Consider the following 14,780-nt stretch of genomic DNA (forward strand, 5'->3'; position numbering starts at 1 on the left):
GAAACTCTCGCCGTTGGTCGGGCCATCCAGGACCCAGGGTGCTTCCACCCGATCATGGCGCAGAGCGGCAATGAAGGTCTGGGTCTTCCAATGGCCATGGGGAACGACGGCCTCGAGCCGCTCGCCGCATTTGCTCCAGCCGCGGAGCGGGGCCATGTTGGTCTTGGTCCAAGTTTCGTCGATGAACACAAGCCGCTCGGGGGTGATCAGGGGACGGTATTTGATCCATTGCTGCCGGCGCCGGGCGACGTCGGGCCGGCTGCGCTCGCTGGCGACCAGCGTCCTTTTTTAAAACTCAGCTTCTGCTCGTGCAGGAAATTCCACACACTGTGATGGTCGACCTTGAGCCCGCGCTCGGCCAATTCCTTGATCAACTTGGCGATCGTGAAGGCACTTCCGTCTCGGCAGCGCCCAACCAGCCAGTCATGATGCTCACCGCTGATCGCGCGCGGCTTATGGCCCCCCATCTTCCCCGGCGCCACACTGCCGTTTGCCTTGTCCCGCTGCAGCCAAAGCACCGCCGTCGAAACCGCTATGCCAAAACGCAGCGCCGCCTGGTTGCGCGAAAACCCTTCTTCCTTGACCGCTCGAACAACCCGCTCACGAAGGTCCATCGAATAAGGAACTGCCATTCGCTGCGGCCTCCTCCGCCGCAGCTATCTTGAATCACTTCTCAATCGATTTGGGAATCCAACGATTCAACCAAAAATCACCCTGCTCTAGCGATGAAGTACGATACGCCCTCGAAGGATTGGAAATATCTTGGGACGTTCCTGCGATTGCAGCGAAAGTTGCAGTTTTCACCCGCTGGCGAAGCCGATGAGTGCATGGATATTCTGATGGATGAGCCGCCGCCAAGAAATGGCAGGGAGGGTATCTATCGCGAGAGCTGCTGAGCAGGCGTGGCCTCTCGCAAGAGCCGGTCTGAAGACCGGCCCACCACGTTAGCGCCGCCTCTGCGAATACGGAATTTGCCTGAGATTGCAGATCTGCGTGCGCGTGCGGATCACACGGCCCTGATAGCGCGAGCCGGGCCGATACCAGCGGCAGCCATACCATGGCGGGCGCCGTGTCGTCGTCTCGATATGCACGGATCCGTAGTGGCGGTTGGAGAAATCATGGCCGCCGATATAAACGTTCTTGCCGAAGCGGACCTCGGCAAGAGTAGACCCGCCGGCGCTGAGGAGCGCCAGCAGGATGGCGAGGGCGACGGGTCTGAAAAGGCCCGTCACGCGGCTCACTTGCTGCCGAGCAGAGCGGCTTCGAGGATGTCGAGGCCTTCCTTGAGCACCTTGGGCTGGATGGTGAGCGGAGCGAGCAGGCGCACCGTCTCGCCATAGACGCCGCAGGTGAGAATCATCAGGCCACGCTCGAGGCACTCGGCCGCCAGGGCCTTGGCCGCCGCCGGATCGGGCTCGTTGCCGCCATGGCTGGTGACCAGCTCGAAAGCCGTCATCCCGCCGAGGCCGCGGATATCGCCGATGGGGCGCCCCGTCTTCTTGCGCTTGATGGCCTTGAGGCGCTTGAGGATGGTTTCGCCCTGCTTCATCGACTTGTCCAGCAGGTCCTCGGCCTCGAAGGCCTCGAACACGCCGAGCGCGGCGGCGCAGGCCACGGGGTTGCCGGCATAGGTGCCGCCGAGGCCGCCGGGCTCCGGTGCATCCATGATATCGGCCTTGCCGACGATGCCGGCGAGCGGGAAGCCGCCGGCCAGGCTCTTGGCAGTGGTGATCAAATCGGGCTCGACGCCGGAATGCTCCATGGCGAACCACTTGCCGGTCCGGCCGAAGCCGGTCTGGATCTCGTCGGCGATCAGGAGGATGCCATGCTCGTCGCACAGCGCGCGCAGGCGCTTGAGGAATTCCGGCGAGGCGATGTAGAAGCCGCCTTCACCCTGCACCGGCTCGATCACGATGGCGGCGACGTTCTTGGGGTCGACATCCGTCTTGAACAGCCACTTCAGCGATTCGAAGGTGTCGTCGACCGAAATGCCCTTGTGCTCGATCGGATAGGGCACGCGCCAGACGCCGCCCGGGAAGGGGCCGAACTTGGTCTTGTAGGGCACGACCTTGCCGGTCATTGCCATGGCCAGGAGGGTGCGGCCATGGAAGGCGCCGTTGAACACCACGACGTCGGAACGGCCGGTATGGGCTCTTGCGATCTTGATGGCGTTCTCGACGGCCTCGGCGCCGGTGGTGACCAGCATCACCTTCTTGGGGCCGGAGATCGGCGCGATCTCGATGAGCTTCTCGGCCACCTGCACGGCCGGCTCATAGGGCGTGACCATCAGGCAGGTATGGGTATAGCGATCGAGCTGCTCCTGCACCCGCTTCATCACGGTGGGATGGCGGTGGCCGGTGTTGAGCACGGCGATGCCGCCGCCGAAATCGATGAAGCGACGGCCTTCCACGTCCCAGATCTCGGAGTTCTTGGCCTTGGCGGCGAAGACCGGCTGGCCTGCGCTCATGCCGCGCGTGAAGACGCTGGCGCGCCTTTCCAGAAGGTCCTCCGTCTGGGTGCGGTTGGCGCCATGCGCCTTGGTGGCCGGTGCATTCATGGATCGAACTCCGATTGCTTGATCAATGCGCTGTGGGCGCATGCTATGGCGCTGTACGACAGCCTCGTCAATCTCGGTGCGGGACCATCGACGGGCTGTTTTCCGATCGGTTCGGAGCCATTCGTGACGACACTCTTGGATTGCGGCTGATCAGGCGCTTGGGGAGAATCCTGCCACGTCTTGCCGGCAGGCGGCAGGTGTTTTATGTCTGCCGCGGTGGTGCGGATTTGTAACCACTGAAGCCTTGAGGCACCAGTCCGCCGACGGATTGCGGCGGGCAGGGCCCCGACATCGTGTCGGGCCTGCGCCTGAGAATGCGGGCCTGGGAATTTGGGCATGGGAAGGACATGGCGGTGGCGGGTCCAGGCAACAGTCCTTCGGACGATGGTGCATCCGGCAGCGAGGACATGGACGCCGCCGATGGCGCCGAACCGGCCTTGGGCGGCCGACTGCCGCCCTTGTCCATGCTCCGGGCCTTCGAGGCGGTCGGACGTTTTTCTTCCATGCGCAAGGCCGGCGAGGCGCTCGGCGTCAGCCACACCGTGGTGTCCCGGCATGTGCGCCACCTGGAAGCCTGGTTCGACCTCCATCTCGTCACCTCCGGAGCGCGCGGCGTCAGGCTGACCAAGGCCGGCGCCCGCCTCTTCGAAGTGACGACTGCGGCTTTCGGGCAGATTGCCGAAATCACCATGGAACTGCGGCCGGCCCAGCACCTGCGCGGCCAGTTGCGGCTATGGTGCGCGCCGGGCCTGGCGGCCCGCTGGCTCACGCCGCGGCTCGATGCCTTGCAGGCGGCTCTGCGGGACACGATCATCGTGGTGCGGGCGACGTCCGACCAGCCCGATTTCGCGCGGCATGACGCGGACGCCGCCATCATCTTCGCCGAGAAAGCGCCGACGTCGCCCGTGATGGCGGCCCTGCTCCAGCGCGTGCGCATCTTTCCCGTCGCCAGCCCGGCCTGGCTGGCGACACAGGCGCCGATTGCCAGCCTTGCCGATCTCGCCGGCCAGAAACTCGTCCACGAAGACAATGCCAGCCAATGGCATCGCTTCTTCCGCCTCGCCGGCTATCGGGCCGCGACGCTGAAGGGACCGTGGCTGTGGTCGGCCTCGTCCACCCATGATGCGGCCCTGGCGGGCCAGGGCGTAGCGCTCTCGACCAGCCTGCAGGCCGACGCGGACATTGCGGCGGGGCGGCTGGTCGAGCTGCTCGACACCGATGTCTCGCTGGGCAGTTACTGGTTGATCGCCCCGGAGGCGCGCTGGCGCCATCGCACGATATCGACCCTGCTCAAATGGCTGCGCCAGGAGATCGGCGAGCGGCCATCCAGTGCTTGAGTTCGTTAACCAAAGGGCACTTCCGACGCCGCAAAGTGTTGCAAATCGGGCACGGCTGGCAAGATTCGGGTAACCATCCCGTTAAAAAGCCCTTCATATGGAGAAGTTTTGCAGGCTCGTTGCAATTCCGCCACAAAAATGATTACCGGTCGTTAACTTTCTCACGACACAACGAGCGCATGAAGACACGAACCCTCACATCTGCCCTGCGTTTCCTCGCGATTGCGGCGGCAACCTCGGCTCTTGGCGGCTGCGCCCTCTTTTCGTCCTCGCGTGTGGCCAGCACCACGAATGAGCGTGAGTGTCTGGCGCGTGCCATGTATTTCGAATCCAACCGGTCCAGCGATGACGGCATGCTCGCCGTCGGCACGGTGGTGATGAACCGCGTCGAGTCCGGCAAATATCCGCGCTCGATCTGCGGCACGGTTGGCCAGCGCGTGCAGTTCGCTCCGGGCGTGCTGACGAAGAAGATGAACGATTCCGGCCGCGAACGTGCCTTCCGCATCGCCGATCTGGTGCTCAGCGGCAAGCGCTATCCCGGCATGTCGAAGAATGTGCATTTCTTCCACACGGCCGGCTACACCTATCCCTACAACAACATGCATTACGTGGCCGTTGCCGGCGGCAACGCTTTCTACGAGAAGCGCCGGCGCGGTGGCGATGCGCCTTACGCTCCGCCGGTGATGGTGGCCCAGGCCGAGATGCCTCCGCTGCCGACGACGGTGGCCGCTGCCGAACCGATGCCCGCGCCGCAGCCGCGTAAATATTCGCGTCCCACGGCCAAATCCCTGCCGACTGCCGTTGCTTACCAGGATGCCGCCGGACCGCAGGCCGATCCCGTCATCGACATCCTGCCGCCGGCCCGTCCTCGCCTCGGCCCGGCCAAGCGCCATGCCGTGCCCGACGTGCAGGTCGCCCAGAATGATGTGGATGCGGGCATGACGCCGGAGGCGCTGCCTCCGATCCGCCCGCGCGGCTCCGTCGGCAAGGCGCATGTCGGCTCGGCCCAGACGGATGAAGCCCACATTGCCCTGCCGCCGGCCCGTGGCAATGGCCAGCCGCAGTTCAACTTCCAGCAGGGACCGTCCGGTGTCGAGGCATCGGCGCCTGCGGCCAAGCCGCGGCGGCCCATGGTGGCCCAGTCGCGCACCGTTCCCACGGTCCGTATCCAGCCCGAAGCCGTGCAGGCGGATATGGGCGGCATGCCCGAGCCGGCCCCCGCCCCCAAGGCCAAGCGGCGTTCGAGCCTGGAGCCCGAACCGCTGTACTGAGCGGCTCCCATCAAGGATAACGCCCTTCCGGATCCGGGAGGGATCTCGAAGGGCGGATGAGGGGGTCTCTCCGCCCTTTTTCTTTGGGATGAGGGAGGCGGGTCCCGATATCAGGCGATGGTGGCGTAGCCCTGTTCCCGCGCCTCGCGGTCCCAGGCCAGCGTCCTGTCGAAATCGGCCTCCTCCACCGATGCGAAGCCGGTGAGCCGCAAGGCCTGCCCGAGAGGCGGGAACCAGGATTGGTGATGGGCGGCAGCAAAGGCGGCCTTGAGCCGCACGATCGTCTCCGCCGGCAGGCCGGGCGCCGCCACGAAGGAGGGGATCGGCGCCAGGCCGGTCGAGCCGATCACGCGGATGCCCTCGGTCAGGTCCGGGCGATAGGCGCGGATGAGCTCGTGCCAATAGCCGTCGAGCGGCCCGACATCGATCTCGCCGGCCAGCACCTTGTCGAGAATCCCCCGTGCGGTGACGAGATTGCCGACGACCTCGCGGTAGAGCGCCGGACGGTCGGGTGAGCGATGGGGCAGCAAATGATGGCGCAGCGCATTGAAACCGGAGTGGGAGTGCTCGACGGTCCAGCCGATGCGGTGCCCGAACGTATCCTCGAGGCGCCGGAAGGGGCTGTCCGCTTTCACGATCAGGTCGGAACGATAGAGCGGCTTGCCGCCGGCCCATGCGGCGGCCGGGATGGGCGCGGCGATCGGGATCACTTCCGAGAGCTGGAAGGCGATGGGATAGCCGCACATGAAGACGCAGCCGAGATCGTCGCGCTCCCACAGCACTTCCAGGGGCTGCGGGGCAGGGTAGGGCTCATAGTCGAAGGCCACGCTGGCGCTCGCCATGACATGGCCGAGCAGGGCCTTCCAGTGCTCCTCGACCTCCGGCGTGACCGAATACATGCGGGCATTGGCAATGAAGCGGGTCATGGGTTTTAAGATCTTTCGAACGCAAATGAGACGGAACTTGTCATCCCCGGCGAGGCCGCAGGCCGAGGGTATCGTCACAGGCTTCGCTCTCTCTCGCTATGCTTGCGGGTAGCTCGGCCGGGGATGACAAGGTGCTTGTTGACGTTAGTCACAGCCCGCCCGGCTGGATGGCAAGGCCGGTGCCGATCATGGAATCGCGGGTGACGAGCTGCGCCAGCGCCATTTCGCTCCAACCCTTGGTGCCGTCGGGCCTCTGGGGCAGCACGAGGTAGCGCAACTCCGCCGTCGAGTCCCAGACCCGGATCTCGGTGTCATCGGGCAGGGTGAGGCCGAACTCGGCCAGCACTCCGCGCGGATCGATCACCGCGCGCGAGCGATAGGGGGCGGATTTGTACCAGACCGGCGGCAGGCCGAGCACCGACCAGGGATAGCAGGAGCACAGGGTGCAAACGATGAGATTATGGAGCCCCGGCTTGTTCTCGACCACCTTCATATGTTCGCCCTGGCGGCCCGAATAGCCGAGCGAGGCGATGGCCGCGGTGGCGTCTTCCAGCAGCCAGGCCTTGAATTCCTCGTCCCGCCAGGCATGGGCGACGACATGGGCGCCGTTGCGCGGGCCGACCTTGTTCTCATAGGTATCGATGAAGACGTCGAGGGCTGCCGGGTCGACATAGCCCTTCTCGACCAGGAGGGTTTCGAGCTTCTTCACCCGCTCGGCCATCGGGGAGGGCGGCGCGCCATGATGATGGTCGTCGTCATGGTCGTGATCGTGATCATGCGTGCTCATGATAAATGTGTCGCAGAGATCGCGGTGAGAGGCAATGGCGCGGCGTCCGCCTCTTCTCATCCGCCGCACTTGCGGTGCAACCTCCCGGTCGCTAGATCAGGAACAGGTGTGAATGGCCCGGAAGGCTTGGAGACCCGATGCGCGCAATCCTCGACATCATCCTCATCCTGCTGCAGCTCTATATCTATATCGTGCTGGCTTCCGTGGTGTTTTCATACCTGGTGGCGTTCAACGTGGTGAGCCGCCGCAACCCGACCGTGGCGGCGATCGGCGACGCCCTCTATCGCCTGACCGAACCGGTGTTCGCGCCGATCCGGCGGCGCCTGCCCGATTTCGGGAGCATCGATTTCTCGCCCTTCGTGGCGATCCTGATCGCGATCTTCATCGAGCGGATCATCGCCTATTACATCTATCCCTACGTGCCTTGAGCGCTCGTGACCCTGCCATCCCCTGGCGAGTCACGCCGGACGGCCTGCTCGTTGCCATGCGCCTGACCCCGCGCGGCGGCAAGGACGTGCTCGGCAGCGTGGAAACCCTGTCGGACGGCCGGGCCGTGCTGACGGTGAAGGTGCGTGCCGTGCCTGCCGACGGAGAGGCCAACCAGGCCTTGGTCAAGCTGGTCGCCAAGGCGCTGGGCGTGGCCGCCAGCCGCGTGTCGATCACGCAAGGGGCGACGAGCCGGACCAAGATGGTGCAGGTGGAAGGCGACGGCGCCGTGCTGGAAAGATCCATTCTCGCCGCGATCGGCAGGTAGCCGCGGAACAAATGACCTCACCTTGCGTTAACCAGGGCAATTTTGCTGGAGCAAGGTGGGGAACTGACCATATGGCGATGATTTTGCGCTCACTTCTTGCCGCGGGCGGGCTGCTGCTGGCGCTCGACGCCCAGGCGGCTGAGGCCCCGGAGGTGACGGCCTGCAAGGCAAGCGGCCTGCTTGCCCTTCAGCAGAAGTCGCCCGATATCGCCGATCTCGTCATCGACCAGGAGAGCATCGCCGTCTCGGCGGCGGATACCAAGGTCGGCGATGTGCCGGTCAAGGCCGTCGTCCTGGGCGAGGCCTATATCAAGAGAGGGAAGGAGGCGGGCCGGCCGGACCGCTTCGTCTGCCTGATCGGCGAGAAGGGGAAGGTGCTCCTGACCTTCTTCACGGCGAAATAGCGCCGACCGTCCGAGCCCCCCGGGCCAAGCTGACTCAGCCGGGCGGCTTGTCCCAGCGCTTGCGGATCAGGCCTTCCTGGGCCACCGAGGCGATCAGGCGGCCTTCCTGCCAGATCTCGCCGCGGGCAAAGCCGCGGGCCCCGCCGGTGAACGGGCTCTCCTGCGCGTAGAGCAGCCATTCGTCCATCTTGAACGGGGCATGGAACCACATGGCGTGGTCGATCGACGCCGGCTGCACGTCGGGATCGAATACGCTCTTGCCATGGGCGACGAGAGTGGTGTCGAGCAGGGTCATGTCGGTGGTGTAGGCCAGCACCGCCTCGTGCAGGGCGCGGTCGTCGGGCAGCGAACGGGCGGCGCGGATCCAGATATATTGCCGCGGCTCCTGGGGCGTGCGCGCGATGTAGCGCTTCATGTCGACCGGCCTGAGCTCAATCGGCCGCTCGCGCTCCCAATAGTCGCGGACCACCTTGGGCAGATGGCCGAGGAACTGGTCCTTGAGCTCGGCGATGCTCGGCAATTGATCGGGGGTGGGCACGTCGGGCATGGTCGCCTGATGGTGCCAGCCTTCTTCCGGGCGATGGTAGGAACAGGAAAGCGAGAAGATCGGTTGGCCATGCTGGATGGCGATGGCGCGGCGGGTGGTGAAGCTCTTGCCGTCGCGCAGCCGGTCGACCTGGTAGATGATCGGCACGCTGGGATCGCCGGGGCGCAGGAAATAGCCGTGCAAGGAATGCACATGGCGGTCGGGCTCGACGGTCCGGGTTGCCGCCACGAGGGCCTGGCTGATCACCAGGCCGCCGAAAACGCGCTGCCAGCCGCCCTGCGGGCTCGTGCCGCGGTAAAGATTGTGTTCGAGCTGTTCGAGATCGAGTATCGAGATCAGATTCGCAAAGGGATCGGACATGAGGCTTTCCTTGATGGAAGGCAGAGCAGCCGATCCTGCCGTCGAAAGTCAAGCACGAGGTGCGGAAATGGCCGGCAAAGCCGATCTTGTCATCGCCGGAGGCGGGTTCGCCGGCCTTGGTCTCGCTTTGGCTCTGAAGACCGAGCTCGGTGCGGGCTTTTCGGTCGTCATCGTCGATCCCGTGCTCGGCAAGGGCCCCTCGCGCGATCCGCGCTCGTCCTCCATCGCCACCGGCGCACGGCGTTTCCTGGAGAAGCTCGGCGTCTGGCAGGCAGTGGCCGACCAGGCCCAGCCGATCCTGGACATGGTGATCACCGATTCCAAGCTCGACGATCCGATCCGGCCGAGCTTCCTGTCCTTCGCCGGCGATGTCGAGCCGGGCGAGCCTTTCGGCCATATGGTGGAGAACCGGCTGCTGCTCGATGCGCTGGTGGCGCGGGCCGAGACCCTCGGCGTCGAGCTGCGCGGGCAGGGGGCTTCCGTCAGCCGCTACAAGCTGACCGAGGACGGCATCACCGCCGAACTGCCGTCGGGCGACGACATCGCCACGCAATTGCTGGCGGCGGCCGATGGCGGGCGCTCGCGGCTGCGCGAGCAGGCCGGCATCGCCATGCATGGCTGGGACTATGGCCAGTCCGGCATCGTCACCACCGTCGAACACGAACTCGACCATGAAGGGCGGGCGGAGGAACATTTCCTGCCCGCCGGCCCCTTCGCCATCCTGCCGCTGACCGGCCGGCGCTCCTCCCTGGTCTGGACGGAGAGAACCGGGGAGGCGAACCGCATCCTCAGCCTCGACGATGCCGGCTTCCACGCCGAACTGGAGCGCCGCTTCGGTCTCAAGCTCGGCGAGCTCAAGGTGATCGGGCCACGCGCGGCTTTCCCGCTGTCGATGCGCATCGCCCGCAATTTCATCGCCGACCGGCTGGCTCTGGTGGGCGACGCCGCCCATATCATCCATCCCATCGCCGGCCAGGGCCTCAATATGGGCATCCGCGACGCGGCGGCACTGGCCGAATGCGTGGTGGATGCGGCGGCCCTCGGGCTGGATATCGGCAGCCCGGACGTGCTGGAACGCTACCAGCGCTGGCGGCGTTTCGACACCGTCTCGATGGGCATCGCCACCGACGGCTTGAACCGCCTCTTCTCCAACGACCACGATGCCATCCGCCTGGTGCGCGATGTCGGCCTCGGCTTGGTGGAGCGCTTTCCGGCCGCCAAGCGGCTGTTCATCCGGGAGGCCACCGGCCTGACCGGCACGGTGCCGCGCCTGATGCGGTGATTTCTTCGGGTGCACGGGCATCTCGCCCGTTCTTGGAAACGTTGCGTTTGTCGGAGCACAAGAACGGGCGAGATGCCCGTGAACCCGAAAAGCCTGCGCCCTCTCAGTTGCCCCCTTTTCACCAATCTGACAGTGTCGCGGTTCGAATTTGAATGGGGGCCGCATGGATCTGGAACTTGCCGGCAAGGTCATCGCCCTGACGGGTGCTTCGCGGGGCGTCGGGCGGGCGATTGCCGAGCGCCTGGCGGCGGAGGGCGCGGCGGTGGCGATCGCGGCGCGCTCGGCGCAGGAGCTGGCCGAGGCCCATGCCGTGATCGAAGGCCATGGCGGGCGCTGCCTGGCCTATGCCTGCGACCTTGCCGTACCGGGCGAGGCGGCCGCCTTCGTCGGCGCCGTGATCGAGATCTTCGGGCGCCTCGACGGCCTGGTCTGCAACGCCACCATGGCGGCGGGGCAGGGGCAGGAACGGGAAGCCAGGCAGGCGGAGCTGGCGCTCAATCTCGGCCATGGTATCGAGGCCCTCCAGGCGGCGCTGCCGGTGCTGGCGCCGGGGGGCAGCGTGCTGTTCGTCGTCGGTGGCGGCGATGACGCCTGGCCGCAGGCGGCCTGCCGGGCCGGGCTGGCGGCCGCGGCCGCGCGCAGTGCCGCCGACCATGGCGTGCGCATCAACCTGCTCGGCCGCGCAAGCGAGGCGCTGGCCGACAGCGCCGCCTTCCTGCTCTCGGCGCGGGCGGAGGGGATCAAGGGAGCGCTGCTGGGCGGCTGACGGTTCCAAGAAAACGCCGGAGGCCGGACATTCTGTCCGGACGGTAACGCGGCCCGATCAAACAAGCCTCTTTGTTCTGACGCTCCTCAGGCCGCCAGGGCCTCCTGCTGCAGCACGGTCTCGCGCAGGAAGGTGGCGAAGCGCTTGGTGGCGACGCTGGCATTGGCGGGCACGACCAGGGCGATGTCGAGAAGCGGCAGCTCCGGAAAGCCCTCCTCCTCGCCCAGACGGCGCCATTCCTTGGGAATGGAGGAAATGCCGAGAATGGTGATCGCCATGCCGGCATTCACGGCCGAATGGATGCCGGGCATGTGGCTGGAGGTGTAGGCGATGCGCCAGGGCCGGCCCATGGCGTCGAGGGCGGCGAGCGCGTCCGGCCGGCAGCGGCAGCCCTCCGGGAACATGGCGAGCGGCAGCGGGTCGATCAGTTCCGGCCGGTGGTCGCGCGCCGCGCACCAGGCCCTCGGCTCGCGGCGCAGCACCTCGCCGAGCGGCCGGGCCGGATCCTGCGTGATGATGGCAAGATCGACCTCGCCGCGTTCCAGCATGGGCTCGAGGCGGAAGGAGAGGTCGCAGCGCATTTCCAACTGCACGCGCGGAAATCGCCGGGAGAAGGCGCCGATCAGCGGCGACACCATCATGTCGACGAAGTCGTCGGGTACCGCGAGGCGCACCCGCCCGGCCGCCTCGTCCCCGCCGATGGCGGCGAGCGCCTCGTCCTCCAGGCTGAGGATGCGGCGGGCATAGCCGATCAGGATCTCACCGGCGAAGGTGGGGGTGACGCCCTTGCGCGAGCGTTCCAGCAGGCGCTTGCCGATGCGTGCCTCCATGCGCGAGACGATGACGCTGACGGCCGCCTGCGTCTTGCCGAGCGCCTCGCCGGCGGCGGTGAAGCCGCCGCGATCGACGATGGTGACCAGCGTTTCCAGGCTGTCGGTATCGAAATGGCGCATCGGAGCGATCCATAAGAAAATGAAATCCTGCCATAAGATACATTCGTTTTGGCTTATGTGAAGCGCGGCGTATTCTGCCCGCAAGTCACGATCCGGAGACAATTGAAGCACCACCTTTGTCATGCCCGGGCCTGACCCGGGCATCCAGCGGCTCCGTCTTCCCGGCCTGAAAGGGGCGTGGATTGCAGGGTCAAGCCCGGCAATGACAAAGGTCGAGCCAGTTCGATCCGTTTGTCCGTCGACGAGGCCAAGTACGAGTCCAAGTACGAGTACCAGCCCTAGAGCAAAGCGCGTTCATGACTGAACGCTTATTTGCTCTAACTCTTTGTTTTAACGCGTCTTTGCGATTCTGGGTGACTCCGTCAAATCGCAAAACGCTATAGAGCCTGCCATGAGCGACATCGCTTCCGCCCCGCGCCCGGCCAGCCTGCCCGCGCTCGATTCCGTCGGCCTGGGCGCCATGATCGCCTCCGTGCTGGCGATCGCCTGGTCGCCCATCCTGATCCGCTTCGCCGATGTCGCCCCGGCCGCCGCCGCCTTCTGGCGGCTGGTGTTCTCGCTGCCGGTGCTGTTCGTCTGGGCCGAGGCCGAGAGGCGGCGGGCCGGGCGTCACAGCATGGCGTCGCTGCTGACCCGGCCGGGCCTGCTGGCGGCCAGCCTCGCCGGCGTCGCCTTTGCCGGGGATCTCGCCTTCTACCATGCCGCCCTGCCGCTGACCTCGGTGGCCAATGCCAGCTTCATTTCCAATCTGGCGCCCGTGGCCTCGGTGGTCGCCGGCTTCGTGCTGCTGCGCGACCGCATCCGCCCGGCGGTGCTGGCGGCTCTCGCCATCGCCCTGGTCGGCGTCGCCATCACCAGCGGCGCCCACCGCACCGGCCTCACCATGGGCAAGGGCGATCTCCTGGCCCTCGGCGCGGCGCTGGCCTACGCCTTCTACCTCGTGGCGCTCAGGGTGGCGCGCAATACGCGCCTTGCCGCCGACGCCTCGCTGGTTTCCACCGTGGTCGCCGCCTTCGGGCTCATCGCCATCGTGCTGGTCGAGGGCGGCACCTTCCTGCCGCAGTCGCCGCAGGGCTGGGCGGTGGTGATCGGCCTCGGGCTGATCTGCCAGGTGCTCGGCCAGGGGCTGAGCGCGGTCGGCATCGGCCGGCTGCCCGCCGGCGTGGTGGCGATCATCCTGCTCTCGCATCCGGTGCTGTCGGCCGTCATCGCCTATTTCGTCTTCGGCGAGGCCCTGAGCCTCGACCAGCTCGTCGGCGGCATTCTGATCCTGGCCGCCGTGATGATGACGCGCATCAACATGAAGTGATGGGCCGATGCCCCATCGCGGACTCGACAGCAGGACGGGTGGGGCATAGCTTACCTCAGGACATCTCGTCGGTTCTGGAGTGCTGTCCGATCCGGAACCGAGGCCATGTCCTTGGGCATGCGAAGCGGTGGGCCGTCGCATGCCGTTGGGTGATCCATGCGTTTGTTCCTTGCTTTGTCCGCCCTGATGATCCTCTCGCAACTGCCGGCGGCGGCGCAGGCCGCGCCCTCGCAGGAGGTGCCGGACGCGATCTTCGACGATGTCAAACTCTACAAGCCCGCCGACAAGCCGGCCAATGTCATCGTGCTGCTGTCCGACGCGGACGGCTTCGGCCGTGACGAGGAAACCCTCGCCAGCGAATTCCGCCAGCGCGGCGACCTGGTGATCGGCCTGGACTGGCCGACGGCACGGCGCACCGCCGGCGGCCGCCACCGCATGACCTGCCCCGAACTCGCCGGCCATATCGAGGACACCACGCTGCGCATCGAGCGCGAGCAGGCGATCGCGCCCTATGTCACGCCCGTGCTGGCCGGCGCCGGCCTCGGCCGCGATGCCGCGCGGTCCCTCGCCTTGCAGGCCGACAGCCATCGCATCGCCGGCGTGATCGCCGTCCATACCACCACGATGAAGCCCGATACGGTCTCGGCCTGCCTCGTCGACAAGGCGGCCCTCGCCAGCGCCGACGTCTCGGCCGCGACCACCGCCAGCCTCGACGCGCTGCGGGAGATCGAGGATGGCGACGAGGGCGCCGCCGAGGAGGCCGCGCAGGCCCTGGGCAAGGATGCCGGCCCGCATGGCCCGGACGAGCTCTCCGACCTGCCGCTCTATGTCTCCGAACCCAGCGAGCCCGCCCATCGGCTCGCCGTGGTGCTGACGGGCGATGGCGGCATGGGCCAGCTCAATGTCGACCTCGCCACGGCCCTGACCCGGCGCGGGGTCGGCGTGGTCACCATCGATTCCCGGCGCTATTTCTGGGCCAAGCGCGATCCGGGCGAGGTCGCCACCGATCTCAAGCGCATCATCAAGCATTACCGCGCCGCCTGGCCGGTCGATCGGGTGGCGCTGGTCGGCTATTCCTTCGGCGGCGACGCGCTGCCGCTGGTCTATAACCGCCTGCCGCTGCGCATCAAGCGCATCGTCGCGGTGGTCTCCCTGCTGTCGATCACGCCGGCGACAGACATGCGGGTGGAACTCAGCGACGACGACTATCCCAACGAGATCGCGCTCCTGCCCGAGGCGGCGCGCATCGACGCGCCCAATGTGCAGTGCATCTACGGCCAGGAGGACCGCATGGCCGCCTTGGCCTGCCCGGCCCTGGCCAAGGCGCGCCCGGATTTCGCCATCCTGCGCGAGGCCGGCGGCCACGGCTTCAGCGGCGATGCCGACAGGCTGGCCGACATCATCGTCGCGCCGCTGCTCTCCACCGATCCGGTGCCGGGCCGAACCCAGGCGGGATCGGGCAAAGGCCAAATGCCGAGGGCGGATTCCGGCATTGGTTCGCATGCGGGCCTTGCCGGCCATTGACGG

General features: G+C 66.6%; 15 protein-coding genes and 1 pseudogene. 9 read left to right on the forward strand and 7 right to left on the reverse strand.

Annotation, left to right across the window (positions count from 1 at the left end):
• From C5L14_RS25485 to gabT, 3 genes and pseudogenes are all read right to left on the reverse strand, one after another.
• A pseudogene (locus C5L14_RS25485) lies at positions 1-632 on the reverse strand (IS630 family transposase); the annotation flags it as partial.
• A gap of 312 nt (positions 633-944) precedes the next feature.
• Positions 945-1,232, reverse strand: coding sequence for a hypothetical protein (locus C5L14_RS25490; protein WP_105865041.1), 288 nt, complete (start codon positions 1,230-1,232; stop codon positions 945-947).
• Positions 1,233-1,237: 5 nt separating this feature from the next.
• Entirely contained in the window at positions 1,238-2,557 is a 1,320-nt protein-coding gene (gene gabT, locus C5L14_RS25495) for a 4-aminobutyrate--2-oxoglutarate transaminase (protein WP_105864891.1), read from the reverse strand.
• A 353-nt stretch (positions 2,558-2,910) separates the two neighbouring features.
• Here gabT and C5L14_RS25500 point away from each other — a divergent pair, with 353 nt between their 5' ends.
• Entirely contained in the window at positions 2,911-3,894 is a 984-nt protein-coding gene (locus C5L14_RS25500; RefSeq protein WP_181161327.1) for a LysR substrate-binding domain-containing protein, read from the forward strand.
• A 179-nt stretch (positions 3,895-4,073) separates the two neighbouring features.
• Positions 4,074-5,165, forward strand: a complete 1,092-nt coding sequence (locus C5L14_RS25505; RefSeq protein ID WP_105864893.1) for a cell wall hydrolase — start codon at positions 4,074-4,076, stop codon at positions 5,163-5,165.
• A 110-nt stretch (positions 5,166-5,275) separates the two neighbouring features.
• On the opposite strand, the gene C5L14_RS25510 is transcribed toward C5L14_RS25505, so the two are convergent.
• Positions 5,276-6,091 (reverse strand): phosphate/phosphite/phosphonate ABC transporter substrate-binding protein, encoded by an 816-nt coding sequence (locus C5L14_RS25510; protein ID WP_105864894.1) that lies wholly within the window; start codon positions 6,089-6,091, stop codon positions 5,276-5,278.
• 148 nt (positions 6,092-6,239) lie between these two features.
• Positions 6,240-6,878, reverse strand: a complete 639-nt coding sequence (gene nthA, locus C5L14_RS25515; RefSeq protein WP_105864895.1) for a nitrile hydratase subunit alpha — start codon at positions 6,876-6,878, stop codon at positions 6,240-6,242.
• A gap of 137 nt (positions 6,879-7,015) precedes the next feature.
• On the opposite strand from nthA, the gene C5L14_RS25520 reads away from it, so the two are divergent.
• From C5L14_RS25520 to C5L14_RS25530, 3 genes are all read left to right on the forward strand, one after another.
• Positions 7,016-7,306 (forward strand): YggT family protein, encoded by a 291-nt coding sequence (locus C5L14_RS25520; RefSeq protein WP_068293246.1) that lies wholly within the window; start codon positions 7,016-7,018, stop codon positions 7,304-7,306.
• A gap of 56 nt (positions 7,307-7,362) precedes the next feature.
• Complete coding sequence (locus C5L14_RS25525) at positions 7,363-7,632, forward strand: DUF167 family protein (RefSeq protein WP_105864896.1); 270 nt, start codon at positions 7,363-7,365, stop codon at positions 7,630-7,632.
• Positions 7,633-7,703: 71 nt separating this feature from the next.
• Positions 7,704-8,036 carry a hypothetical protein gene (locus C5L14_RS25530; RefSeq protein WP_348536080.1) on the forward strand — a complete coding sequence of 111 codons (333 nt, stop codon included), beginning with the start codon at positions 7,704-7,706 and terminating at the stop codon, positions 8,034-8,036.
• A gap of 34 nt (positions 8,037-8,070) precedes the next feature.
• Here C5L14_RS25530 and tesB read toward each other — a convergent pair whose 3' ends face one another.
• The gene (gene tesB, locus C5L14_RS25535) at positions 8,071-8,943 is read right to left on the reverse strand and encodes an acyl-CoA thioesterase II (protein WP_105864897.1); all 873 of its coding nucleotides are present in this window, start codon (positions 8,941-8,943) and stop codon (positions 8,071-8,073) included.
• A 67-nt stretch (positions 8,944-9,010) separates the two neighbouring features.
• Here tesB and C5L14_RS25540 point away from each other — a divergent pair, with 67 nt between their 5' ends.
• A complete protein-coding gene (locus C5L14_RS25540; RefSeq protein WP_105864898.1) occupies positions 9,011-10,225 on the forward strand; it encodes a ubiquinone biosynthesis hydroxylase in 1,215 nt (404 codons plus the stop codon).
• A gap of 163 nt (positions 10,226-10,388) precedes the next feature.
• A complete protein-coding gene (locus C5L14_RS25545; RefSeq protein ID WP_105864899.1) occupies positions 10,389-10,991 on the forward strand; it encodes an SDR family NAD(P)-dependent oxidoreductase in 603 nt (200 codons plus the stop codon).
• A gap of 86 nt (positions 10,992-11,077) precedes the next feature.
• Here the strand turns inward: C5L14_RS25545 and C5L14_RS25550 are convergent, their stop codons facing one another.
• Entirely contained in the window at positions 11,078-11,944 is an 867-nt protein-coding gene (locus tag C5L14_RS25550; RefSeq protein WP_105864900.1) for a LysR substrate-binding domain-containing protein, read from the reverse strand.
• 391 nt (positions 11,945-12,335) lie between these two features.
• Between C5L14_RS25550 and C5L14_RS25555 the strand changes: the two genes are divergently transcribed.
• Positions 12,336-13,253 carry a DMT family transporter gene (locus C5L14_RS25555; protein WP_105864901.1) on the forward strand — a complete coding sequence of 306 codons (918 nt, stop codon included), beginning with the start codon at positions 12,336-12,338 and terminating at the stop codon, positions 13,251-13,253.
• 156 nt (positions 13,254-13,409) lie between these two features.
• Complete coding sequence (locus tag C5L14_RS25560) at positions 13,410-14,777, forward strand: AcvB/VirJ family lysyl-phosphatidylglycerol hydrolase (protein WP_105864902.1); 1,368 nt, start codon at positions 13,410-13,412, stop codon at positions 14,775-14,777.
• Positions 14,778-14,780 lie beyond the last annotated feature (3 nt).

It is taken from the genome of Labrys okinawensis (genome assembly GCF_002982075.1).
Taxonomy (GTDB): Bacteria; Pseudomonadota; Alphaproteobacteria; order Rhizobiales; family Labraceae; genus Labrys; species Labrys okinawensis_A.